Source organism: Desulfosalsimonas sp. (genome assembly GCF_055149105.1).
Genome location: NZ_JBSRLA010000035.1, coordinates 16,710 through 37,213 on the forward strand (window position 1 = coordinate 16,710; position 20,504 = coordinate 37,213).

The 20,504-nt window shown below is 48.9% G+C and carries 26 protein-coding genes and 1 riboswitch; of the genes, 17 read left to right on the forward strand and 9 right to left on the reverse strand.

Annotated elements, in window-relative coordinates:
* Positions 1-21: 21 nt before the first annotated feature.
* The 3 genes from xerD (at position 22) to ACTCIA_RS09725 (ending at position 1,671) form a co-directional block, all read left to right on the forward strand.
* A complete protein-coding gene (xerD, locus tag ACTCIA_RS09715) occupies positions 22-918 on the forward strand; it encodes a site-specific tyrosine recombinase XerD (protein ID WP_463001615.1) in 897 nt (298 codons plus the stop codon).
* A gap of 112 nt (positions 919-1,030) precedes the next feature.
* Positions 1,031-1,267 (forward strand): antitoxin, encoded by a 237-nt coding sequence (locus ACTCIA_RS09720; RefSeq protein WP_463001616.1) that lies wholly within the window; start codon positions 1,031-1,033, stop codon positions 1,265-1,267.
* Positions 1,268-1,269: 2 nt separating this feature from the next.
* Positions 1,270-1,671: a type II toxin-antitoxin system VapC family toxin gene (locus tag ACTCIA_RS09725; protein WP_463001617.1), complete on the forward strand. Its 402-nt coding sequence runs from the start codon at positions 1,270-1,272 to the stop codon at positions 1,669-1,671.
* 208 nt (positions 1,672-1,879) lie between these two features.
* Here ACTCIA_RS09725 and ACTCIA_RS09730 read toward each other — a convergent pair whose 3' ends face one another.
* The 5 genes from ACTCIA_RS09730 to ACTCIA_RS09750 form a co-directional block, all read right to left on the reverse strand.
* A complete protein-coding gene (locus ACTCIA_RS09730; RefSeq protein WP_463001618.1) occupies positions 1,880-3,784 on the reverse strand; it encodes a TonB-dependent receptor in 1,905 nt (634 codons plus the stop codon).
* A gap of 195 nt (positions 3,785-3,979) precedes the next feature.
* A riboswitch (cobalamin riboswitch) is annotated at positions 3,980-4,168 on the reverse strand.
* Between the two features lie 39 nt (positions 4,169-4,207).
* The gene (gene rsmG, locus ACTCIA_RS09735; RefSeq protein ID WP_463001619.1) at positions 4,208-4,879 is read right to left on the reverse strand and encodes a 16S rRNA (guanine(527)-N(7))-methyltransferase RsmG; all 672 of its coding nucleotides are present in this window, start codon (positions 4,877-4,879) and stop codon (positions 4,208-4,210) included.
* Positions 4,880-4,930: 51 nt separating this feature from the next.
* Entirely contained in the window at positions 4,931-5,272 is a 342-nt protein-coding gene (locus tag ACTCIA_RS09740; protein ID WP_463001620.1) for a hypothetical protein, read from the reverse strand.
* 37 nt (positions 5,273-5,309) lie between these two features.
* Positions 5,310-5,519 carry a DUF2281 domain-containing protein gene (locus ACTCIA_RS09745; RefSeq protein ID WP_463001621.1) on the reverse strand — a complete coding sequence of 70 codons (210 nt, stop codon included), beginning with the start codon at positions 5,517-5,519 and terminating at the stop codon, positions 5,310-5,312.
* A 108-nt stretch (positions 5,520-5,627) separates the two neighbouring features.
* On the reverse strand, positions 5,628-8,300 hold the full coding sequence (locus ACTCIA_RS09750; RefSeq protein ID WP_463001622.1) for a DEAD/DEAH box helicase: 2,673 nt from the start codon (positions 8,298-8,300) through the stop codon (positions 5,628-5,630).
* 220 nt (positions 8,301-8,520) lie between these two features.
* Between ACTCIA_RS09750 and tumA the strand changes: the two genes are divergently transcribed.
* The gene (gene tumA, locus ACTCIA_RS09755; RefSeq protein WP_463001623.1) at positions 8,521-8,898 is read left to right on the forward strand and encodes an antitoxin TumA; all 378 of its coding nucleotides are present in this window, start codon (positions 8,521-8,523) and stop codon (positions 8,896-8,898) included.
* Between the two features lie 48 nt (positions 8,899-8,946).
* Here tumA and ACTCIA_RS09760 read toward each other — a convergent pair whose 3' ends face one another.
* Positions 8,947-9,237, reverse strand: coding sequence for a nucleotidyltransferase family protein (locus ACTCIA_RS09760; RefSeq protein WP_463001624.1), 291 nt, complete (start codon positions 9,235-9,237; stop codon positions 8,947-8,949).
* Between the two features lie 324 nt (positions 9,238-9,561).
* On the opposite strand from ACTCIA_RS09760, the gene ACTCIA_RS09765 reads away from it, so the two are divergent.
* Both ACTCIA_RS09765 and ACTCIA_RS09770 read left to right on the forward strand, forming a co-directional pair.
* On the forward strand, positions 9,562-11,988 hold the full coding sequence (locus ACTCIA_RS09765; RefSeq protein WP_463001625.1) for an SNF2-related protein: 2,427 nt from the start codon (positions 9,562-9,564) through the stop codon (positions 11,986-11,988).
* Positions 11,978-13,033: a hypothetical protein gene (locus tag ACTCIA_RS09770; RefSeq protein ID WP_463001626.1), complete on the forward strand. Its 1,056-nt coding sequence runs from the start codon at positions 11,978-11,980 to the stop codon at positions 13,031-13,033. The genes ACTCIA_RS09765 and ACTCIA_RS09770 overlap by 11 nt, the downstream gene beginning before the upstream one ends.
* A 221-nt stretch (positions 13,034-13,254) precedes the next feature.
* Here ACTCIA_RS09770 and ACTCIA_RS09775 read toward each other — a convergent pair whose 3' ends face one another.
* Positions 13,255-13,458, reverse strand: a complete 204-nt coding sequence (locus ACTCIA_RS09775; RefSeq protein WP_463001627.1) for a type II toxin-antitoxin system VapB family antitoxin — start codon at positions 13,456-13,458, stop codon at positions 13,255-13,257.
* A 207-nt stretch (positions 13,459-13,665) separates the two neighbouring features.
* Here ACTCIA_RS09775 and ACTCIA_RS09780 point away from each other — a divergent pair, with 207 nt between their 5' ends.
* From ACTCIA_RS09780 to mntA, 6 genes are all read left to right on the forward strand, one after another.
* Positions 13,666-13,944: a type II toxin-antitoxin system Phd/YefM family antitoxin gene (locus ACTCIA_RS09780; protein ID WP_463001628.1), complete on the forward strand. Its 279-nt coding sequence runs from the start codon at positions 13,666-13,668 to the stop codon at positions 13,942-13,944.
* A gap of 74 nt (positions 13,945-14,018) precedes the next feature.
* Positions 14,019-14,273: a nucleotidyltransferase domain-containing protein gene (locus ACTCIA_RS09785; protein ID WP_463001629.1), complete on the forward strand. Its 255-nt coding sequence runs from the start codon at positions 14,019-14,021 to the stop codon at positions 14,271-14,273.
* 192 nt (positions 14,274-14,465) lie between these two features.
* Positions 14,466-14,693 carry a type II toxin-antitoxin system Phd/YefM family antitoxin gene (locus tag ACTCIA_RS09790; protein ID WP_463001630.1) on the forward strand — a complete coding sequence of 76 codons (228 nt, stop codon included), beginning with the start codon at positions 14,466-14,468 and terminating at the stop codon, positions 14,691-14,693.
* A gap of 9 nt (positions 14,694-14,702) precedes the next feature.
* Entirely contained in the window at positions 14,703-14,936 is a 234-nt protein-coding gene (locus tag ACTCIA_RS09795; RefSeq protein ID WP_463001631.1) for a DUF2281 domain-containing protein, read from the forward strand.
* Positions 14,937-14,940: 4 nt separating this feature from the next.
* Positions 14,941-15,327, forward strand: coding sequence for a PIN domain-containing protein (locus ACTCIA_RS09800; RefSeq protein WP_463001632.1), 387 nt, complete (start codon positions 14,941-14,943; stop codon positions 15,325-15,327).
* A gap of 64 nt (positions 15,328-15,391) precedes the next feature.
* A complete protein-coding gene (gene mntA, locus ACTCIA_RS09805) occupies positions 15,392-15,802 on the forward strand; it encodes a type VII toxin-antitoxin system MntA family adenylyltransferase antitoxin (RefSeq protein WP_463001633.1) in 411 nt (136 codons plus the stop codon).
* A gap of 58 nt (positions 15,803-15,860) precedes the next feature.
* On the opposite strand, the gene ACTCIA_RS09810 is transcribed toward mntA, so the two are convergent.
* The gene (locus ACTCIA_RS09810; protein ID WP_463001634.1) at positions 15,861-16,067 is read right to left on the reverse strand and encodes a type II toxin-antitoxin system HicB family antitoxin; all 207 of its coding nucleotides are present in this window, start codon (positions 16,065-16,067) and stop codon (positions 15,861-15,863) included.
* Between the two features lie 948 nt (positions 16,068-17,015).
* Here ACTCIA_RS09810 and ACTCIA_RS09815 point away from each other — a divergent pair.
* The 4 genes from ACTCIA_RS09815 to ACTCIA_RS09830 all read left to right on the forward strand — a co-directional run bounded on the left by ACTCIA_RS09815 (position 17,016) and on the right by ACTCIA_RS09830 (position 18,706).
* Entirely contained in the window at positions 17,016-17,375 is a 360-nt protein-coding gene (locus tag ACTCIA_RS09815) for a helix-turn-helix domain-containing protein (protein ID WP_463001635.1), read from the forward strand.
* A gap of 199 nt (positions 17,376-17,574) precedes the next feature.
* The gene (locus ACTCIA_RS09820; protein ID WP_463001636.1) at positions 17,575-17,817 is read left to right on the forward strand and encodes a DUF6364 family protein; all 243 of its coding nucleotides are present in this window, start codon (positions 17,575-17,577) and stop codon (positions 17,815-17,817) included.
* A complete protein-coding gene (locus tag ACTCIA_RS09825; RefSeq protein ID WP_463001637.1) occupies positions 17,817-18,257 on the forward strand; it encodes a PIN domain-containing protein in 441 nt (146 codons plus the stop codon). Before ACTCIA_RS09820 ends, ACTCIA_RS09825 begins: the two co-directional genes overlap by 1 nt.
* Before the next feature lie 146 nt (positions 18,258-18,403).
* Positions 18,404-18,706: a nucleotidyltransferase family protein gene (locus ACTCIA_RS09830; RefSeq protein ID WP_463001638.1), complete on the forward strand. Its 303-nt coding sequence runs from the start codon at positions 18,404-18,406 to the stop codon at positions 18,704-18,706.
* 194 nt (positions 18,707-18,900) lie between these two features.
* On the opposite strand, the gene ACTCIA_RS09835 is transcribed toward ACTCIA_RS09830, so the two are convergent.
* Positions 18,901-19,440, reverse strand: coding sequence for an acyltransferase (locus ACTCIA_RS09835; protein WP_463001639.1), 540 nt, complete (start codon positions 19,438-19,440; stop codon positions 18,901-18,903).
* A 625-nt stretch (positions 19,441-20,065) separates the two neighbouring features.
* On the opposite strand from ACTCIA_RS09835, the gene ACTCIA_RS09840 reads away from it, so the two are divergent.
* Complete coding sequence (locus tag ACTCIA_RS09840) at positions 20,066-20,452, forward strand: 4Fe-4S binding protein (RefSeq protein WP_463001640.1); 387 nt, start codon at positions 20,066-20,068, stop codon at positions 20,450-20,452.
* Positions 20,453-20,504: the final 52 nt, after the last annotated feature.

The following is a 20,504-nucleotide window of genomic DNA, read 5'->3' on the forward strand; positions in this document are numbered from 1 at the left end:
CCGAATGCCGCCTTTGCCGCCATGAACGAAATTTCCATGCACATGGACCAGTACCTGAACTACCTGGTGGTGGAAAAGGGCCTTGCCAACGCCACGGTTGAATCCTACGGTTCAGATCTTGCCCGGTTTCAGCGGTTTCTGAGCGGCAGCCGAATCGGCCGCACCAACGAGGTGGATGCCGCAGCCATTTTAAAATACCTGCTGCGCCTGCGCGACGACGGCCTGGGCATCCGCTCCAGGGCCCGGCATCTGGTGACCCTGCGGGGTTTTTTTCGTTTCCTGGTCCAGGAAAAGCACCTCTCAAAAGACCCGTCCCGGCTCATTGACCTGCCCAAGTTCGGCCTGAAACTGCCGGACGTGCTTTCAGTCACCGAAATCACCACCCTCTTGGAAACCCCGGACACCACAAAACACAAGGGCATGCGGGATGCGGCCATGCTGGAACTGCTTTATGCCGCAGGTCTTCGGGTCAGCGAACTGCTGCACATCAAGCTCCAGGAGATGAACCTGGATGCCGGGTTTGTGCGCGTAACAGGAAAGGGGGCAAAGGAACGGCTGGTGCCGGTTGGCGGCCATGCCCGCAGCCGGGTGGATCAGTACATCCGCATTGCCAGACCGGCAATGCTGAAAAAACAAACAAGTCCCTGGCTTTTTTTCGGCCGGGCCGGCCGCCCCATGACCCGCCAGGGATTCTGGAAACTGGTGAGAAAATACGCCCTTGCCGCAGGATGCGACAAAAAAATCAGCCCCCACACCTTCCGCCACTCCTTTGCCACCCATCTGCTGGAAGGCGGTGCAGACCTTCGCGCCGTTCAGATGATGCTGGGCCACACAGACATCTCCACCACCCAGATCTACACCCACGTCACCCGCGACCAGATCAAACTCATGCACGAAAAATATCATCCGCGCGGGTAAGGTTGATACGGATTTGGCGGAAATCTCTGATATGAAATCCGGTTGCATCCTTTACCAAAAGGTATATATTGGTATATATCATTTTAAAAAAGCCAAAACAGGAATCCATGCAATGGAAAAAATCGCTAAAATCTTTAAAAACGGCCGATCCCAGGCGGTTCGCCTGCCAAAGGATTTTCGCTTTGAATGCGATCGGGTCAAAATTAAAAAACAAGGGAAAAAAGTGATCCTGGAACCTGTGGAAAAAACAAATTGGCCTTCTGGATTCTGGGAACTGTTTACACAGGATCCCGATTTTCCGACCCCGGAACCATTACCGTCCATGCCCCTGGACCTTGACCGGTTGTAAAAATGTGGCTTCTGGATACAAATATTGTCAGTTACTGGATGCGTGGAGATCATATTCTTATATCCAGGTTGATGACTTATCGTCCCGCTGACCTGGCCATTTCCGCGATTACACTGGCTGAAATTCTTTACGGAATTGAAAAATCCCCGGTTAAAAAAAACGACCGTAAAGCCAGGATTCAGGGAATCTGTTCCCAACTTGAAGTACTGGACTTTGATAAATCGGCTGCCCGGCATTACGCCACAATAAGGGCGGAACTTGAAAAACAAGGAACCCCGATCAGTGAAAGAGATCTGCAGATTGCTTCAATCGCCCTTGCAAACGATTTGTGCCTGGTTACTCACAATACAAAAGAATTTTTCCGTGTTGCGGACCTGGCGGTTGAAGACTGGAAGCTGGGCTGATTTCCCGACACGCGTCACCCAAAATCGGATCCAGGCCATGCATGAAATATATCATCCAGGGGGATAGATGGCCAAAAAATGCAGCGGCGGGCTTTCGCCCGCCGTTTGAAGGGAATCGGAGGAGGAGGTAATTCCCTGTCATGGAAGCCGCACCGGCCTCCCCTGCATTTTTTGAAAAGCCCCGGGATGGCGGCCCGGGACTTTTCACCTACAGCTTCATGGTAAAGCCGAGGAGAAAATTGATTTTGGGTGACGGGTAATAGGCCCGTTGACCATAATAGGTCCCGTATTCCTCATATTTCTTGTTAAACAGGTTGTTGACATTCAAATACGCACTCATTTTGTCCCATTGATAACGGATTTTGGTATTGGCGACAAAATAGTCATCCTGATCATCCGCTGCATTGGCAAAATCACTGATAAAGGGTCGCTCGCCCACGTATACCCCGGTTAATGCCACGGAAAGATTTTTCATCGGATAAAATGTTGTGGTGGCGCTGGCCTGATGCTCCGGCACCCCGGGAAAATCGTTTCCGTCATATTGTCCACCCCTGATTTCAGCATCGGTGTATGAATAGGTGCCTTTGAGGTCAACATAGGCAAATTTATGGCCTGCGGAAATCTCCACGCCTTCGCGCCGTGTTTCATCTTCAAAGTTGGTATTGGCCCCCTGGAAAAATCCAAAAGGAATACTGGGGTCGTACAAAAGCTCATTTTCCGTATCAATGCGGAAAAAATTCACCTTGGCATAAAAGGCGTCTGAAAAATAATGCCGGAAACCAACTTCATAATCATCCGAAGTCTGCGGCTCGAGTATATCCGGAGCATAGGTGAGTTCATCAATGGCAGGATATCTGAAGCTTCGGCTGTAACTGGCATAGACATGGGACCGTTTGGTGTAATTGTATGTGACCCCGCCGGTAAAAAGGTTTTCATCGGATTTGATCCGCTGCAGTGTTTGGGGCTTGAATGTATATTCCACCTCGTCATATCTATAGCCGGCAGAAACAGATAGCCGATCCGTAACCGAAAGCTGGTCATGCACGTAGAGCCCCCAGTTTTCCTTGGTAATTTCCTCTGTTCCGGGTAGATAGTCGGCTGCCACCTCGGATTCATCCTCGATAAAATCAAGGCCAAGGGTCAGACTGTTATCGAGGTTGAAAATTTTCTCCCTGAAAACAACCTGTGGTGAAACAGTAATGGTATCAATCTCCTGATCCCTTTGGGAGCCATATAAAAAAGAGGATGCCTCCCGGTTTCGATACGAAAAATCAATTTTAAACAAGCTGTCGTTTAAAAAAAATATTTCCGGGCCAGCCTTGATGTAATAATCTTCGGTTTCGGAATAGTCATCCGGGCTAAAGGTATCGGTTCTGGAGGCCCCGGCCTGAAACTCGCTTTCGGAAATATCGCCCGGAAGCCCGGTTTTGTCCTCATGATACCCGGAGCTGAAATAAAGCTTCACCCGGTCGCTGGCAAAATAATCCAGGTTCACCCCAACATCCTTTGCCCGGGTATCGGAATTGTCCCTGTACCCGTCAGACGTATAGTAACTGCCGGTCAAAGAATAAGACAGATCCTTGTGCGACCCGCTGATCTGGGCGTTGGCCTTGCCGGTGTCATAGCTGCCCCCGGCCACATCTGCACTGGCGTCAAAACCCTTGCCCTGCTTGGTGATGATGTTGATGGCCCCGCCGGCTGCATTGTCCCCGTACAAAACACTGCCCCGGCCGCCCCGGATGATTTCAATTCGCTCAATGCGGTCCACCGGAATCAGGGTCCAGTCCGTTGCGCTTAAATCCGGGGAATTGATTTTTCTGCCGTCAACCAGTACAAGGGTGTTCATTGAAGCGGTTTCGCCAAATCCCCGCAGATCAACACTATAAGAGCGCCGGTTGCCGGAAATGTCACTTACGTGAACCCCGGCTTCGGTGCGCAGAAGATCAGGCACATCCCGGGCAGGCGAATTTTGAATTTCTTCTTCCGTGATCACTGATATATTGGCTGGCACGGATGAAATGGCCTCTTCCTGCCGGGTGGCCGTCACCACCACTTCTTCAAGCGAGGTGGCAGACCTGGCCTCGCCGTCCTGGGCCAGAACCAATCCTGGCATGCATAACAACACTGAAATACAGATTAAAAATCGGCTCCATTTTTTCATCATTTTCCTCCGCAGGTGATTAAAGGTGTTGCCGGCCCGGGCCAAAAAAAATCCCCGGACCGATATTTTCATCGATCCGGGGATGTCCCTTTTTTATCCTCAGATACCATGCAGCCGCCGGGTTTTCTGGTCCGCGCATATCCCGGAGGTTTTCTTCTCATTCAGGCAGGTCTTCTGACTCTTGGATCATCCGAGTTGCCGCGCCTTCCCTTTTCATTTTTTTGAAAAAGTGGCTTTGTGCGGCTTTCGTCCCCAATCACAGCGGCGGGCCCGTCCCCGATTTTAACGGGGTTCCCTTTTCAGCCTCTATAAGGCACCTGAAATGATATGTCGTGTATATGCTAATAAAGCATAACCAAAAAAGTCAAGAAGAAATTACAAATCAGCTTTGACCATCACCACCACCCGATCAATTCCAAGCCCCGGCAGCCGGTAATTTTCAATCCTTACCCGGCTGTCATGATTTTCCAGGCCGCCAAGCCCTGCCTGGGCCAGTTCGTCCGCAACCCCCCTGCCCTTCATGGCCATGAGCATGCCCCCGGAATTGAGCAACGGCGCGGCCAGCCCGATGAGTTCACCCAGCGAAGATACCGCCCGGGTGACCACCACGTCAAACTTTTCACCTGCCCCTGCCAGGTCCTCGGCCCGGGCATGCCGGGCGTAAATGTTTTCCAGCCCCAGCCGCCGGATCATATACCCCACAAAACTGATCCGCTTGCGCCGGCTGTCAATCAAAGTCATGTCCAGCCCCGGAAATCCGATCTTCATGGGAATCCCGGGCAGACCGGCCCCGGTTCCCAGATCCAGCACCCGCGCTCCCGGGTCAATCCATTTTGCCGGCACCATGGAATCAATCATCAGGTTTTCCGCAATCTCCAAAGGATCATCCACACTGGTGAGATTCAGACGCTGGCCGGCTTCAAGCAGTTCTTTAGCAAACACTTCCAACTGCCCGATTTTATAATTATCCAGACCAAGTCCAAGCTCCTTACCGGCCCGAGCGACCCAGTCCTGCCATTGATGCCAGTTGATCTGCTTTTGTTTCATGGCCGGATCATTTTGGCTGCTTTTTCAGCGCGACAATAATTGGATAAAAAGTCAGCTTCTGCTGCCAGTTTTGTCAGTGCCTGCCGCGTATCCGGCAGCAAGCATTCTAAGTTTGGCTGCCCGGTCATAACCCTTTCGTTCCTGCTTCAGCCGGTCAAGGTCTGTGTTGAAAAAAATTCTGGCGAGATAAAAATTTAATTTTTCAAAGCGCTCGTCAAATACAAGGCGTTGGATCCAGATTTCTTTGAGATCGGCTTCATTATAATGGTTGAAAAGCAGATTGATGTCCTCCACATCGCCGTACTTTAAAACCGTTTCCACAAGCAGTGCAGTATTGATTTCTTCCAGGGAGATCTCTTTGGAATAACTCCAGAAGAAATTTTTGGATTTCATTTTTTCAAAAAGACCTGCTATTTTGGAATTCATTAAATCATCGCCAGTCATTTGCCTGATGCTGAAGAGCCACAGAAGAATATTGATCCCTGATTTCAGCCAACCCGCCTTCCCATTTGAAGCCAAAATCGCCAAAGCTTCGGCCCTGCTTTTTTTTCATTATTAAAAAATCGATGAAATCGATTACTTCTTTTTTTAAATCCTCAGGCAATTCATTGATTCGGCTTTCAATATCCCTGGCTTCCATATTCTGACTCCCCCTCATAAAACCAATTGATATCACATGCTACTATACCATTTTTATATATCCTCTCAATATGATTTGCAACATTTGTCCATAAAAGCAGCGAATTGATCAAAACCCCGGCAGTTTAAACTTCATGGTCACCTCTCCGGTGTCCTTGTCAATTCGGATCATCTTGTCATCCGCGTCGCTGGTTTCCATCTTTTTCCCTGTGGCCATCTCCAGCAACCCGCCGATAAAGGCCATTCCGGTATTGAGCACTTCCTCCATTTTTTCCGGAGGCTGATCTGCAAACGCGGCTGCCCCTTCACTGCTGCTTTCCTCTGCGGGCGCCTCTTCAGCATCATAGGCCAGGGCTGCATCCTGATTTTCAAAAACCGAAGGGTTCAGGTAATGGGGCGTATCCTCCGGGATTTCTTCAGCCGCCCTTTGTTCGGACATCACCGGTTCGGGCTCTTCCTGCATCATTTCCCGCAGCTGATTGAGCAATTCTGTCCGCTTTTCCCGGGAAAATTCCACCATGTCCGTGGCCCCGTCAAAAACCCCCTGAAACAGGTCGGTTTTGAGCTGAATGCCCGCATAAATGCGTTCTTCGATACTGTTTTTGGCAATCAGATTGATGACGTTGACCGCACCGCTTTTCTGGCCGATTCTGCTGATTCGGCCGATGCGCTGGTTCATGCGCGCGGGATTCCAGGGCAGCTCAAAATTGATCACGCAGTCGGCTGCCTGAAGGTTGAGCCCGGTGCCCCCGGCATCCGTGGACAAAAACACCCGGCAGTCCGGGTTGTTTGTAAATTCATCAATCAGGGCCTGGCGCCGGTTGACAGGAATCTTTCCGGAAAGCTCCACAAAAGAAATGCCCGCATTGGACAATTGCCGGGCAATCAGGTAGGTCATGGTCGTCCATTCGGAAAAAATAACGATTTTCCGGCCCTCGTCCATGCCCAGATCGGTCAGAATGGATTCAAGCTCCTTTAATTTCGGCGATATCTGGGTTTTCCGGTCAATCAGATAGGTGGAATTGCAGACCTGACGCATTTTGAGCAGCAGCTCCTGGATGCGCCGCAGATCCATGGGCGTGAGAAATTTTTTGTTGATCAGAGGCAGCAGCGACTGGCTGTATCCCCCATGAATTTTGTACTGCTGATCCGAAAGCGCAATATAATAATTGTTGACGATTTCATCGGGCAGCTGGTCAAGCACGTCCTTTTTCCTGCGGCGGATCACAATGGACTGAAGCTCCTGATGCAGCTTCTCCAGGTTCCGATACCCCAGGATCTTGCCCTTTTTGTCCCGGCTGAGCATGAAATGATCTGCTGCAAAGGCCCACAGCGGCGACAGCCGGTCCGGATCCAGAAACTGGACAATGGAATAAACATCCTCGAGCTTGTTTTCCAAAGGCGTGCCCGTGAGCACCATGGCATGTTTGCGCGGAATGCTTTTGACCGCATCCGCGGTCTTGGTGTTGAAATTCTTGATTCGCTGGGCTTCGTCAAGAATGACCAGATCCGGTTTAAACCGGGAGATGGGCCCCACATCGCGCAGCACCGCCTCATAATTGGTGATTTTAAACAGCGTCGGGTCGGTTTTGTAAATCCGTCGCCGGGCTTCAGCGCTTCCGGCCACAATCACCGCCTCCTCATCCGTAAACCGCTCGATTTCCCGTTTCCACTGCTCCTTTAAAGACGCCAGAGTCACCACCAGCACCCGGGAAAACCCGAAAATCTCTTTTTTCAAAATGGCGGCTGCCACCGCCTGAAGGGTTTTTCCAAGCCCCATCTCATCGCCGATCAATGCGGCTTTTTTATAAAGACAAAACCGCACCCCCTCTTCCTGGTAAGGGTAAAGAGGGGTTTTGATCACGGAAAAATCCGGCCGGCTTTCCTGGGCAAGCTCTGCCATCTGCCGCTCGGTCCAGTATTGATCCAGTTTTTTCCACACCAGGCCGTCAATGCGCACCCGCTTTGACTGCTCCGGCAGGGAAAGCAAAGGCGTAAACGCCCCCAAGTCACTGTTTTGAAAAAGCCCGCTGTCATCAAAATGTTCTTCAATGACCTGCCGGATCTCTTCTGGCTCGTTTTGGGGATCTTCGCAAAACAGCCGGGGCCGCCGGGCGGCCGAGTCCCAGAAAATATCCACAAACGGAAAAACTTCCCTGGCTGCGGCTTTTTGAAAACCTTTCTGCCTCTTGAGATACAGATGCACGGCAATCAGGTGCTTGCAGGTATTGAGCCGGTTTGTGGCAAAATCCGGGCAGGAGCAGCGGCCAATGCCGTTTGCCGGATCATGGAAAATGACCGTGTATTGTTTGCCCGCCGGGGTTTGCACCAGGTGCTCGCCTTTAAACATATCCCCTGCGGTAATCTGCAGTTTTTCAGTCCTGGCGCGTTTCTTTCGGTCTTCTATGGCCTGGGCCCGTATTTCTTCCGGGCTCAGATACGGGGACTGCGGTTCCGGTTCAGCCGCGGCTGCTTCCTGGTATTGAATGTTTTGTGAAATATCGAGCAGCGCAGCCACAATGTGCTTGCACCCTTCACCCGGATAAGGGCAGTCGCAGCTGGTCTCCAGGCCATCGCCGTTGGCCCGGATCCGGATGGTGTAATCGCCGTAACTGCCGTCAACAGCATATTCAAACTGCCCGTTGTCCGGATCCAGGTTTCGGCCCACGCATGCCCCGTATTCAAACAGCCGCTGACCGCGCTTGAAAATAATGTCTGTATCCGCCACCCGGCTCCGGATATATTCAGGACTCAGCATCTCCATGATTTTTTCCTCCGCCATGTTCCGCCCATTGCATCAACCCGCACACCCGGAACCACCCCGGCCCGGACATACAAAGCCATTAACAGACACGCCAGAAAAGATCAACCTCCGCAACGGCCCCGCTTTTTTCAAAACCCCCGCTCCCGCTGTTAAAGCCGCGTTACGGATTGACCTGACAGGTATTTTGCATTAATGTAAAGGTAAAATGAGCGCAATCCGATAAAATAAGAGGCTGGCCATGAAAAAAAATACAATAACACATAACACCTCTGTAGATGCCTTGATAGCAGTCACCAAGCGCCTTATGCGCTATGAGGATCGGTATAATATGGCCTCAGAGGAATTTTACAACCAATTTTGCAAAGGCCAGGCCGAAGATTCCGAAGATTTTATCGAATGGGCAAATACTTACCAGCATTTTATTGCGTTGAGGCGCGATCTGGAATCAAAGGATCAGGAAGGTCATATAAAAAGCGTTGTGCTGGATTACAGCACCTATAAAAAAATCGAAGAGATTCTGATAGACTACGGATTGGCAAAAGCAATAGAGGAAACAGCAGAAGAAGACACGGTTGATTTGGAAACGGCCAAAAGAGTAACCGGTTACGATAAATGAATGTTTCGTATAGTGAAAATTGAGGGAATATGCAAACTTAAATTCAAATCATACATACACCGCTTCCCGATCAATCCGCTCTTTTAAAAATGAATTCATTTTCGGGCGATAACTCACGACATCGATTTTTGTATGCAACCGCTCTTCAAGGTCCTGCTTGATTCCGATTAAACAAAACAGATCCTGTTCCCGGAGACTGACAACAATATCAAGATCACTGCCCTCTTCCATTGATCCCCTGGCAACCGAACCGAATACGCCGATTTTCTGAACCCCATATTTTGGCCCGTTGTTCCTCTTATATTCGCGCAACGCCTGTAAAATCTCAGCCCGCTTCATTTTGGTTTTCCTTCAATTCTTTTTATGAAATTCTATCAGAGATTATGCTTTTCCTGCATTGACCTGATCGAGCAGCCGGTTGATATTTTTTCGGGCATCTTTTACATTGATATTGATCCTCCGCCCGATGCAGAATTTGAGGTCAGATCATACTTGACACTGCATAGCCTATTGACTTAACCCTTGTTTTAAACTATTTTCATCCATCAGTGGCATCCTCGAAAACTCCAAGCGATTAAATACCGAAAGACACTATGCATAAAAAAAGATAGGCTTTCAAGCGAAACAAACCTTAAATCTGTTATCCTTTAATAAAATATGGCTATGGCGAAATCAGGTTCAGGAAAAAATCGCTCCCGACGAAAACAACAACGGCAGAAAGAATTCCAGCGACAATCCGCAAACCAGGCGCGGAAGGAGAAGGCCGGGTTCTATCTTGAGGGCGCTCTGTATTACAAAGATATTCAGAATTACAAAAAAGCCGAGAACTTTCTGAAAAAGGCTGTCAAGCGGGATCCGGATAACCGGGATGCCCTGTTTGAACTCGCCCGGCTGGGCAGCAGCATGGACAGAAACGAACTGATCCGGGACGGTTTGCTTCAGCTTTATGAACGCGGATTGCTTGCCAACACACCAGAAGAAAATGAGACCATTCTGGTTCTGTGTTCGAACCTGATCCATTTCGGCGAGTTCGAGCAGGCCCTGCAAATCGCCGATGCCTTCTATTCCCGGCGGAAAACCCTGAACCTGAAAAAACCGAAGCAGTTTGAAAAACACCTGCTTGAAATCATTGAATACAGTTCGGCCATACAGGATTACGGGCAAATGCAGCCCGCCCGGGAGTCCGAAGCCCGGCCCGGCACAGGCAAACTCCGGTCGGGCGGGGCGTCCCGGAATTCTGCCGCCGGCTCTGGTGTCGATTCGGATAAGAGCGTAAAGCAGCAACCATCAAAACCCCGGGAATCGAAAAAATCCGTTGAACCGACAGCAGCAACAGAGCCGGCATTCAAAGAATCCGCGCCTGAAATTGAAGTTCGCCTGGAAACAGGGCAAGACAGTATGGCAAATGCCCTTGCCCAGGCAAGCCCGGCCTCCGCTGAGGCATACGATCTTGTCATGGATGCCCTCCGGCTCCGCTTCAGGGAAACCTTTGACCACCTGCTGTGCTTAAATACGCTAGAGGGAATCAGCTCCCTGACTTACCAGGAAGAAACCGCCCGTAAAATCCTGAAAACCTTCCGTGGCCGGGCGCTGCTTGCCGACGAGGTCGGAATGGGCAAAACCATTGAAGCCTGCATGGTGCTAAAGGAATACCTGATGCGCCGCATGGCCGGAAGTGTTTTGATTCTGACCCCTACACCCCTTGTCAGCCAGTGGCAGGAGGAACTCAGCTCCAAATTCAGCCTGGACTTTTTGTCTACTGACGACCGGGATTTTCGGACCATGGGCGAGTCCTTCTGGCAGCAGCCCCGTATCGTGGCCTCTGTCAATATCGCCAAATCCAAAAAGAATTTCTCCGCCGTGGTCAGCCGGGAGTGGGATCTTGTCATTGCGGACGAGGCCCATCATTTCAAAAACAAAAACACCCTTAACTGGAAACTGCTCAATTCCCTGAAAAAACGTTTCCTGCTGATGCTCACCGCCACACCGGTGGAAAACAACCTGATGGAGCTCTACAACCTGATCACGCTGCTCAAACCCGGACAGCTCAAAACCGCCTCTGCTTTCAAGGAAGAGTTCATGACCCGGGGCGATCCCACGGACCCCAAAAACCGAACGCTGTTAAAGGGGCTGCTCGATCAGGTGATGATTCGCAACACCCGGGCTGTAGCCAATATCCGGATTCCGCCCCGGTTTGCCGAAACCATCAGCACAAAGCCCACTTCTGCGGAGATTGAAGTTTACCGGCGGGTTACCGGCCTGGTTCAGGATATCAATGCATCCAATGGCACCCAAAACCGAATGATATTAAAACATCTGCTGGCAGAGGCAGGCTCCTCGCCCGCGGCGGTGGAAAAGACCCTGTCTGGTATGACGGGCAAACTTGAACTGTTAAACCGCCAGCAGGAGGAAATCCAGGCCATCCGCAACCTGGTGAGATCCATGGACGATACCGGTAAAAACAAAATAACCCTGCAACTGATACAGGGGGCAAACGAAAAAATCATTATTTTTGTCAAATACCGCGCCACCCTGGATCATCTCTCGGATGTGCTGGCATGGCACAAAGTCGCTCACAGCCTGTTTCACGGGCAGATGCCCAATGCGGAAAAAGACCGTGAAATCGATAAATTCAAAACCGAAAACAAGGTGCTGCTCACCACGGAACTCGGCGGTGAAGGCCGGAACCTCCAGTTCTGCAGCCGGATGATCAACTATGACCTGCCGTGGAACCCCATGCGCATCGAGCAGCGCATCGGCCGCATTCACCGCATTGGCCAGACCCGTGAAGTGATGATCTATAATCTTTGCGCCGCCGGAACAGTCGAAGAATCCATTCTTGATATTCTGGACCGCAAAATCAACATGTTTGAAATGGTCATCGGCGAGATCGACATGATCATGGGCCGCATGCGGGGCGAGCAGGATTTTGCCGACCTGGTCTACGATCTCTGGATCAATGCGGCCTCTGAAGATGAGCGGAAAGAAGCCTTTGACAAGCTTGGAACCCGGCTGAAACGATGCCGGACGGGCTACGAAAAAACCAAAACCCTGGATGAGAAACTGTTTGGGGAAAACTATGAGGCCTGATTCGGATACACGAATCCAACCCCTGGAATTCGCCCGGCGTTTTCTGCAGCTCCACGATGCTGCCGTGGAAAATGACACCTCGGCTATAGAAGCGCTGGTTCCGGAACGATTGCGCACCCTGCTGGAAGTGCCCGAGCACATCCGGATTTCGGAGGATGGCGGAGACGCCGAAGACCGGGACTATCATTATACCGTGACATACGGCACCCCCATATTGGAGCGAATGATTGGCAACACACTGGAAACAATCCCCATAGCAGGCTGCCGGCTGGAATTTGATTACATCAAAAACGGCGGATTTGACCGGCTTCTCGAAGACCAACTGACATTTTACGGCGCAACCGCCGCCATAGAAACAGTTGCTGCAGTGACAGCCGAATATGTCCAGGTGTCCTGCCGCTACACAGCCTTAAGCGACGAGCAGAAAGAAGGGCTTTTGACAATTGTATTCAATACCGATACCGGCGGAGTCGTACCGGCTATGGCCGAGGCGTTCGATACAGGCGGATTCCGCACTGCTTTTACCCGGCCCGACACGGATATAAAGCATAAAATCACCCCCCTGGCCGAAAAAATGGAACAGACCGCCCGCGGACTTTTAGAAGACCGGCTTGCGATGTTTCATGCCAGCATGAACCGCCGGTTTCAGCGCGATATTGCAAACCTGGAGGAATATTACAGCAGCCTGGAAGCGGAGATGCAGAAAAGCCTGGAAAAACCCGGGCTGTCTGAAAGCGCCCGAAGCGACCGCCAGGCAAAGATCGATGCGATTCCCGCCGAGCTTGCCAGCAAAAAAGAAGACCTGTTGAAAAAATACAGCATCAAAGTGCACCTTCAGCTTGCCGCGGCCATGTACATCCGGACACCGGCCAAAAAAATCGCCTGCCGCCTTTCCATCGGCAAACAACGCCGCCAATTCTTTTTGACCTACAACCCCGTCACCCGGGCAATCGATCCCCCGCCCTGCACCATCTGCAAAAAACCCATTTCTCATATTCATTTCAACAGCCGACTTGAAGCGGTCTGCTATGGTTGCAGGAAGTAAACGCGGCTGAAACCATGTAGATGGGACGGTCAGGATTTAAGATCAAGGAAGGAAAAAATTTTAACCGCCACTAAAAATTCCGGCAAGAGGCACAATATGGATACCGCCAAAATTTTTTTAAATGGCCGGAGTAAGGACAACAAGATTTTCATCGATCAACCCGTTAAGTTTTGAGCAAGCCTCCCCGCCCCGGAAATATTCAACCCATATGGATGTATCCACTAAAACCGGCATTGACGGCCTCTGATGACATCCATGTCAATGTCCAAATCGATCTTGCCTTTAAATTCCTTTAATTCCGAAAGCCTGGCTTTTCTTATCATATCCTCTAAAGCCGTTATGATAAGCTGTGTCTTGGTATTGATTTTAGTGAGTTTCATGGCTTCATCAATTAAGTGTTCCGGCAAATCAAGAGTTGTTCGCATAATCACCCTCCTTTTTTTATGCATAAAAATAACAATTCATGCATATAATGTCAACACCCCTAAACCCCGCAACCGCCTTTGTAAAATTCAGAGCCGACACCATGGCGGGCTCAAATGCCGATCTTTATTCTGCGGCTCTCAGCCTTGACATTTGCACCAAAAGTAGCTACTTTTTTTAAAAGTAGCCATATTTTGGAGGAACCAGACATGCACACAGCAGGCATCAAAGACATCAAAAACAACCTGAGCCGGTACCTGGCCCGGGTAAAATCCGGGGAGGAAATTCTGATCACCGAAAGGGGCAGACCCATTGCCAGAATTATCAGGGAAAACGGAAAAACCAATGAAATCCGCCAGGCGCTTGGCCCTTTAATCGAAAACGGCTTGATTGCCATGCCGACTCAGCCAATTAGCAAAGAACCTCCCCCCCGCATAAAAGCCGCCGGAAAATCCACATCCGAAATGGTAGCAGAGGACAGGCGGTGATTCTTTACCTGGCCTTTCTTTTGGACCGACGCCTTTACAAACAGGACCCGCTCATAAATTCCGCACCAGCTTACATGGCCGCTACAAAAATCAGCATGATTTTAAGCCGGCAAACCGATGTGATTGTTTTAAACGCTGCTTCCATAGAAACCGCCTACCAAGCCGTTACAACCGGAATGCTGATCTATGAAACAAATCGTGAAACCCGGCTTGAATATGAATCTGGCTTGCGGGGATCGTATTTTGATTTCAAACCGTTTCTTGAAAAACTCAGAGCCGGAACCATGTCGGGCGCAAATCCCGGAAAAACAACCCATGAAAGCAATTGAAACCACCTCACCCATTTTGACGACTTTTTAGACTAGGTCCGGAAACACGCCGGCAAATCTTTATAAGCTCATTGTAGCCCCCGACCCGGTTTTGCACCATGAAAACCTGGCTTTCTGCCTGCCATGTCCTTGACTTGATCTCAACTTTGAACTAATATTGGTTTATAACCGATTAAAATTGGAGCATTCCGCATGGAACAGATTAATATTCATAAAGCCAAGACCCAGCTTTCCCGCCTTATTTCAGAGGGAAAAGAAGTCGTTATTGCACGTTATGGCCAACCTGTTGCAAAACTGGTTCCCATCAAACACCTGTCTCAGGATCGCAAGCCCGGCACCGGCAAGGGAAAAATCAGGATGACCGATACATTTTTTGATCCGTTGCCCGATTTCGCTTCGCATACAATAATTGAAAAATAAAGGTGATACATGGAGCCTGATAAAATATATAATGAAATAAGTCAACTGCCTCCTGAAGCACAACAGGAAGTTGTAGATTTCATCTCTTTTTTAAAAACTCGATATCAAAAGCAGCACAAACCGCCTTTGCAAAATGATATTATCAGAGATCCTTTTATCGGGATTTGGAAAGACCGCGAGGATATGAAAGACGGCAAATGGCTTCGCAAAGTCCGGGCATCTGAATGGGGTGCTTCTGATTAATACGATGCTTATAGACACTGACATTCTAATTGATGCCGCCCGTGGTGTTGATGAAGCAGTTGGCTGTCTCCAGCAAATCCAACAACAGCGATCTTCAGGTGCTGTCAGCAGTGTAACCCAAATGGAATTAATCATTGGCTGCCGGAATAAGAATGAGTTGGAAGCATTGAAGCGTTTCTTAGAAAGATTTCAGATCATAAGCATCAATGAGAAAATTTCTGATACGGCCGTCGATTTATTAAGCCAATATCGACTGAGCCATGGATTGCTGATCGCAGATGCGCTTATTGCTGCGACATCTATTGTCAAACAAACCAAGTTTATTACAAAAAATCAACGCGATTTCAGATTTATTGAATCCTTGAGTCTGCTACCTTATCCGGAATTCTAACTTCAAACCGCATTCAGCATTCTGAAAAATAAAATCCCCTCAATCCAACCAAGCAAGAAATCCAATGGACAAAAATTCAAAAAATATTGCTGACAACCCTCTTGCCGAATCGGTTAAACACCACCTGATCAGCTATATTTCAGAATCTGAAGACGCCCGGAAAGCCATTGTCGCCTCATATCTTTTCGGTTCATCCCTGCATCCGGAAAAATTCAAAAAAAACTCCGATATAGACCTGGCCTTTCTTTTGGACCGACGCCTTTACAAGCAGGACCCGCTCATAAATTCTGCACCGGCTTACATGGCCGCCACAAAAATCAGCATGATTTTAAACCGGCAGACCGATGTGATTGTTTTAAACGCTGCTTCCATAGAAACCGCCTACCAGGCGGTTACAACCGGAATGCTGCTCTATGAAGCAGATCGTGAAACCCGGCTTGAATATGAATCCGCCTTGCGGGGGATTGTATTTTGATTTCAAACCGTTTCTTGAAAAACGCAGAGCCGGCACCATGCCGGAGATCTTCGGCAGTTCAGGCACGGGACGAGACCTCGAAGGTGGTAAGAATGGGGCGGGAGAACGATTTTAAAGGAAATTCTTCCAGGTATAACTCTGTTGCCTCCTTCAGGTTGCTGATAGCCTCGGCAATGGTTGTCCCCTGGCTGGCGGTTCCGACTTCCGGGCACTCGGCCACATAGAGGTCGTCCTCCTGGTGGATAATAGCGGTCAAGGTGTTCATCTTTCTTTGTTCCTTGTTAAACCGCGTGGTTATCGAAGTTCTGTGTGTGCTTTTAATTTGTCTTTTTCAATAAAGACAGTCTCGTAAAAAGTCAGTTTGGGATGGCAAAAAAAAAAGTTCAAGCCCATTTTAAATCCGGGGGCGCCGCAAATCCCGAGGAATGCGGCGTACATAAAGTACGTGAAATTCCGATGGGATGCAGCGCAACGCGGATATTGGACATTTTCCGAAGCCATCAATAAAAGTATCAAACAGTTGCATGATCTGATGGTTGTTTAAGATAACACAAAAGGCAACCAAAGAAAAATAAAAATCCGGTCAAATTTATCCTGTCGCGTTCTCCACAAAAAGACATCTGCAAGTATTTCCCATAAAGCTTTTACCTTTTCCCATATTCACTTCAACAGCCGGCTTGAACCGGTCTGCTATGGTTGCAGGAAGTGACCGCGGCCGAACCTCTCCGGCCTGTTCTCTGAAAAAAATAACACTCCTTTCTCGTGGACCGAACCCTTTACAAGCAGGACCAGCTTATAAATTCTGCATTAGCCTATATGGCAGCCGCAGAGACCGGCTTTTTGCTGGAGCGATAAGCAGACGTTATTATAATAAATTTCGCTTCTATTAATTTTTATTGTTGACGTGTAACTCAAAAAAGGTTACATTTCAATAGATTTTAAAACTCAACATACATAACCGGAAACAGCGAGTGCAATTTGCGTTGGCGAGTTTTTTTTCGAAAAAGAATGCAAAAACATGTTCTGAAAATGCCGGAAAAGGAACAAAAGCGCTTAGCCAACCTTGTAGAGGATTTGGTTCAGAAAGGACCGGTTCGTTCCGAATGGCGTAATTTCAGCAAGCTTGGCAACAATGAATATCACTGCCATCTGTCTTATTCATGGGTTGCATGCTGGCGGGTGGAGCAGGATCATATGGTCATTGAGGTGTATTATGCAGGTAGTCGTGAAAAAGCCCCATATTAGAATGGAAGGCGAGATTTCCGCCGAACTGATTAAGTTCTTGAAAGAAAAATATAGGGATGTGGAAGTTATTGAAAACGAAGACGAAGAACTGGTGGAAATCACCCAAAGCGATTGGTATAGAAATATTCGGCATCAAATTTCACCGGGAGAAAATATGGCCATTTATCGAAAACTTCATGGCCTGTCCCAGGAAACATTGGGCAAAAGAATCGGGAAGTTCTCTCGGCAGAATATTTCAAATATGGAACGGGGGCACCGGCCCATCAGCAAGGCTGTGGCAAAACGGATGGCAGAGCTGTTTGATGTTTCCGTTGAAAAATTTCTCTGAACACATATTTTCGCGGATGCCGCCGGTTTATACCCAGCCCTGCACCATCTGCCCCCCCTTTCCCATATTCACTTCAACAGCCGGCTTGAACCGGTCTGCTATGGTTGCTGGAATTCATTTGGGCTGCTTTTCGCCTTGACTCCGGCGAAAAAATGTTTTATGTGTATACACATAAGGATAATATGTGTCAAAGGGGATTATGATGAATATCACACTTTCCGCAGACGAAGAGCTTGTAAAAAAAGCAAGGGAATATGCAGCCCGGCAGGGAACCAGTTTGAACCGGATGATCCGGGAGTATATGGAACAGCTCGCCAATATCCCGGAGACAGATGAAATCGCAGAGGAATTTGCCTTGCTGGCAAAACAGAAAGGGGGCGCCAGCCCGGAAGGTTTTGTTTTTGACCGTGAAGCGGCGCATAAGCGGAATACAATAGCATAATGAGACAATATTTTATTGATTCCAATATTGTAATTTATGCCAATGATCTGAATGGGCAGGAAAAACAAGCCAGAGCGATAGACGTCATTCAGAAGTGCATGAGGATGAAAAACGGCGTGCTGTCCATTCAGGTGCTCCAGGAGTATGCCAACATTGCATTGACAAAACTGATGCAGGATTCTGCTGTCGTTCTCAGGCAGCTCAGGCTTCTTGATGTTTTTAAAATCATTGCTCCATCACCTGCCCTGGTACGCCGAGGGGTTGAAATCCGGAATTCATACCGGATTTCCTTCTGGGACGCCGGTATTGTCGCTGCGGCAGAAATCGCCGAGTGTGATTATATCCTATCGGAAGATCTGAATACGGGTCAGTATTATGCCGGCGTAAAGGTCATAAACCCCTTTGCCTCCAACTTCGATCCGGCTGAACTGGGCAAATAGCCCAACCGCACCGATAACCTCAAATAATCCGCTGCAGAGATCGCCGAAGACATCTGCCTGCCATGTCCAGCCATACATTACTTGACCGATGCATCAGATTCACCTAATATCAAAATATATTCAATTGATTGAAACAAGGGGCCAGCATGAAGCCGTTAAACTCAAATGAAATTATAACCTATTTGAATCAAAACAAAAAACTGCTTTATGACCAGTTCGGCGTCATCCGTATTGGCCTTTTTGGCAGTTATGTCAGCGGAACACCGTCTTCATCCAGTGATATTGATATGGTCGTTGAAATGGAAGGGAGCAAAAAAAATATACATAATTTCTTGGGCCTTAAACGCTTCCTGGAAAATGAATTCGGGAAAAAAGTGGATCTTGGATTTGAACATTGCCTGAAACCCGCAGTGAAAGAAAGGATCCAGGAGCAGATCGTTTATGCCTGACCATCGGAACCACCGCCTTTATCTTCTACCCTGAACAATCCAGGCTGCACTGGAAAAACAAACATGACCGCTTACCGGCAAAAAAGCTGGTGGCTCCAGTCCCTGCCCCCCCGAACCCCTTGCATTCGGCCTGCCCCAGATTCTCCGGGGTTTTATGAAACACGTGGACCGGCTTTATTACGGGTAAAGAAAAGTCAATCCCGCTTACAAAACTTTCCGCACTCCTTGCACCTAAAATCATCATCCAACCGCCCCCCGCACTCACACACCCACCCGATGCGCCTGCAGGGATTGCCAGCCACAAGCTCATGATCAGCCACATCCCGGTTGACCACAGACCCGGCCCCCACCATGGCCCAGCGCCCGATGGTATTTCCGCAAATAATGGTGCAGTTAGCCCCAAGCGTGGCCCCTTTTCTGACAAGTGTCGGCCGCACCTGGTCCATCCGGTTTATATTGGCCCGCGGATTGTAAATATTGGTAAACACCATCGACGGCCCGCAAAAGACATAATCCTCCAGGGTCACGCCCTTGTATACGGACACGTTGTTCTGGATTTTGCAGCCCCTGCCGATTTCAACCTCCGGGCCGATCATCACATTCTGCCCGATGGTACAATCCTCCTTGATCCGAACACTTGAAAACACATGGCAGAAGTGCCAGATCCGGGTCCCCTGCCCGATTTCAGCACCCTCGTCCACGTATGCGGATTCATGTATGAAACGCTCTTTCACTCCTAGCCTCTCCAGGATCTCCTAACCTGCCAGGGCCTTTTGACAAAGCGGGTGATATTCACCGCTGGCCCCCTTTGGCTGTGCATTGCGGATATAGTGCACGATTTCAATTGATGCACGAGCTTCTTCCAGCCCGAAGCCACTTCCTGAAAGAATTTCAAGGTAACCCCGCGTGTGAAGATTTGTGAAGCCACCGGAAAATTCAATCTCCTCGCTTTCCACCGTGATGAAACGGTAGGTACTCTGCCTCTTTTACTCGGAGCTTTCCATATATAAACAGTATGTTAGGAAAATAATGCCCCTTATAAACATGGCAAACTAATCATGCTTGCCTCAAACATCTTATGATGATAAGTATCAATTCAAAAGAAAAACATCTTATTGTGGTAAGGGTTTCAAAGGAGCACGCGCTGATTCTGTTGATTAGTATAACGAAGTTCAGAGGAACAGTGCAATTAAACTTGTTACCTCCGGCCGGCATCACCGGGACGAAGATGCGGCGAACCTGGAGCGCAGGCAAGCTTAGAATTAAATCCAAAAAAGGCGTTAGCCTGAGCGGCAGCCCGAAGAAGTCCGGGCTGAAATATGACTTAAGGTGAACGGAAATTTCCGGGTTCTTCAAAAAATGAATAAAAACAAGAAAAAAAATGTACAATTAATTATTGATAATAATTTATGTTGTGGTTGTGGGGCGTGCGAGGGTATGTGCCCAACAAAAGCCATCATTATTGATATTACCAAGAGTTACCGTCCAGTTATCAACGAAACAAGCTGTACGAAATGCGGGATTTGTTACCAAATCTGTCCAGGCAAAGGATGGCCAGCTCTTTCCTGGGCAAGATCCTTGGTTGATAGAAATACATACTGGGATGACAACTATGGCCCTGCATATGATTGTTTTCTGGGAAAATCTGCTGATGATAATATCCATTTACAAGCTGCTTCTGGAGGTATAGCAACAAGTTTAGTGATTCTCCACCCGCGTAGCGGGTGGCCTCAGGTAGCCCCCTAAAAGGGGGCTTGAATTGGGGAAGTCCTTTGTGCTTATTGGTTACTCAAAATCA

What these genes read in the sequence shown, in the direction of transcription:
- xerD (WP_463001615.1), top strand. Translation starts at nt 22, where the DNA reads ATGAACGAAATTTCCATGCACATGGACCAGTACCTGAACTACCTGGTG.
- ACTCIA_RS09720 (WP_463001616.1), top strand. Translation starts at nt 1,031, where the DNA reads ATGGAAAAAATCGCTAAAATCTTTAAAAACGGCCGATCCCAGGCGGTT.
- ACTCIA_RS09725 (WP_463001617.1), top strand. Translation starts at nt 1,270, where the DNA reads ATGTGGCTTCTGGATACAAATATTGTCAGTTACTGGATGCGTGGAGAT.
- ACTCIA_RS09730 (WP_463001618.1), bottom strand. Translation starts at nt 3,784, where the DNA reads ATGCCAGGATTGGTTCTGGCCCAGGACGGCGAGGCCAGGTCTGCCACC.
- rsmG (WP_463001619.1), bottom strand. Translation starts at nt 4,879, where the DNA reads ATGAAACAAAAGCAGATCAACTGGCATCAATGGCAGGACTGGGTCGCT.
- ACTCIA_RS09740 (WP_463001620.1), bottom strand. Translation starts at nt 5,272, where the DNA reads ATGAAATCCAAAAATTTCTTCTGGAGTTATTCCAAAGAGATCTCCCTG.
- ACTCIA_RS09745 (WP_463001621.1), bottom strand. Translation starts at nt 5,519, where the DNA reads ATGGAAGCCAGGGATATTGAAAGCCGAATCAATGAATTGCCTGAGGAT.
- ACTCIA_RS09750 (WP_463001622.1), bottom strand. Translation starts at nt 8,300, where the DNA reads ATGGCGGAGGAAAAAATCATGGAGATGCTGAGTCCTGAATATATCCGG.
- tumA (WP_463001623.1), top strand. Translation starts at nt 8,521, where the DNA reads ATGAAAAAAAATACAATAACACATAACACCTCTGTAGATGCCTTGATA.
- ACTCIA_RS09760 (WP_463001624.1), bottom strand. Translation starts at nt 9,237, where the DNA reads ATGAAGCGGGCTGAGATTTTACAGGCGTTGCGCGAATATAAGAGGAAC.
- ACTCIA_RS09765 (WP_463001625.1), top strand. Translation starts at nt 9,562, where the DNA reads ATGGCGAAATCAGGTTCAGGAAAAAATCGCTCCCGACGAAAACAACAA.
- ACTCIA_RS09770 (WP_463001626.1), top strand. Translation starts at nt 11,978, where the DNA reads ATGAGGCCTGATTCGGATACACGAATCCAACCCCTGGAATTCGCCCGG.
- ACTCIA_RS09775 (WP_463001627.1), bottom strand. Translation starts at nt 13,458, where the DNA reads ATGCGAACAACTCTTGATTTGCCGGAACACTTAATTGATGAAGCCATG.
- ACTCIA_RS09780 (WP_463001628.1), top strand. Translation starts at nt 13,666, where the DNA reads ATGCACACAGCAGGCATCAAAGACATCAAAAACAACCTGAGCCGGTAC.
- ACTCIA_RS09785 (WP_463001629.1), top strand. Translation starts at nt 14,019, where the DNA reads ATGGCCGCTACAAAAATCAGCATGATTTTAAGCCGGCAAACCGATGTG.
- ACTCIA_RS09790 (WP_463001630.1), top strand. Translation starts at nt 14,466, where the DNA reads ATGGAACAGATTAATATTCATAAAGCCAAGACCCAGCTTTCCCGCCTT.
- ACTCIA_RS09795 (WP_463001631.1), top strand. Translation starts at nt 14,703, where the DNA reads ATGGAGCCTGATAAAATATATAATGAAATAAGTCAACTGCCTCCTGAA.
- ACTCIA_RS09800 (WP_463001632.1), top strand. Translation starts at nt 14,941, where the DNA reads ATGCTTATAGACACTGACATTCTAATTGATGCCGCCCGTGGTGTTGAT.
- mntA (WP_463001633.1), top strand. Translation starts at nt 15,392, where the DNA reads ATGGACAAAAATTCAAAAAATATTGCTGACAACCCTCTTGCCGAATCG.
- ACTCIA_RS09810 (WP_463001634.1), bottom strand. Translation starts at nt 16,067, where the DNA reads ATGAACACCTTGACCGCTATTATCCACCAGGAGGACGACCTCTATGTG.
- ACTCIA_RS09815 (WP_463001635.1), top strand. Translation starts at nt 17,016, where the DNA reads ATGCAGGTAGTCGTGAAAAAGCCCCATATTAGAATGGAAGGCGAGATT.
- ACTCIA_RS09820 (WP_463001636.1), top strand. Translation starts at nt 17,575, where the DNA reads ATGATGAATATCACACTTTCCGCAGACGAAGAGCTTGTAAAAAAAGCA.
- ACTCIA_RS09825 (WP_463001637.1), top strand. Translation starts at nt 17,817, where the DNA reads ATGAGACAATATTTTATTGATTCCAATATTGTAATTTATGCCAATGAT.
- ACTCIA_RS09830 (WP_463001638.1), top strand. Translation starts at nt 18,404, where the DNA reads ATGAAGCCGTTAAACTCAAATGAAATTATAACCTATTTGAATCAAAAC.
- ACTCIA_RS09840 (WP_463001640.1), top strand. Translation starts at nt 20,066, where the DNA reads ATGAATAAAAACAAGAAAAAAAATGTACAATTAATTATTGATAATAAT.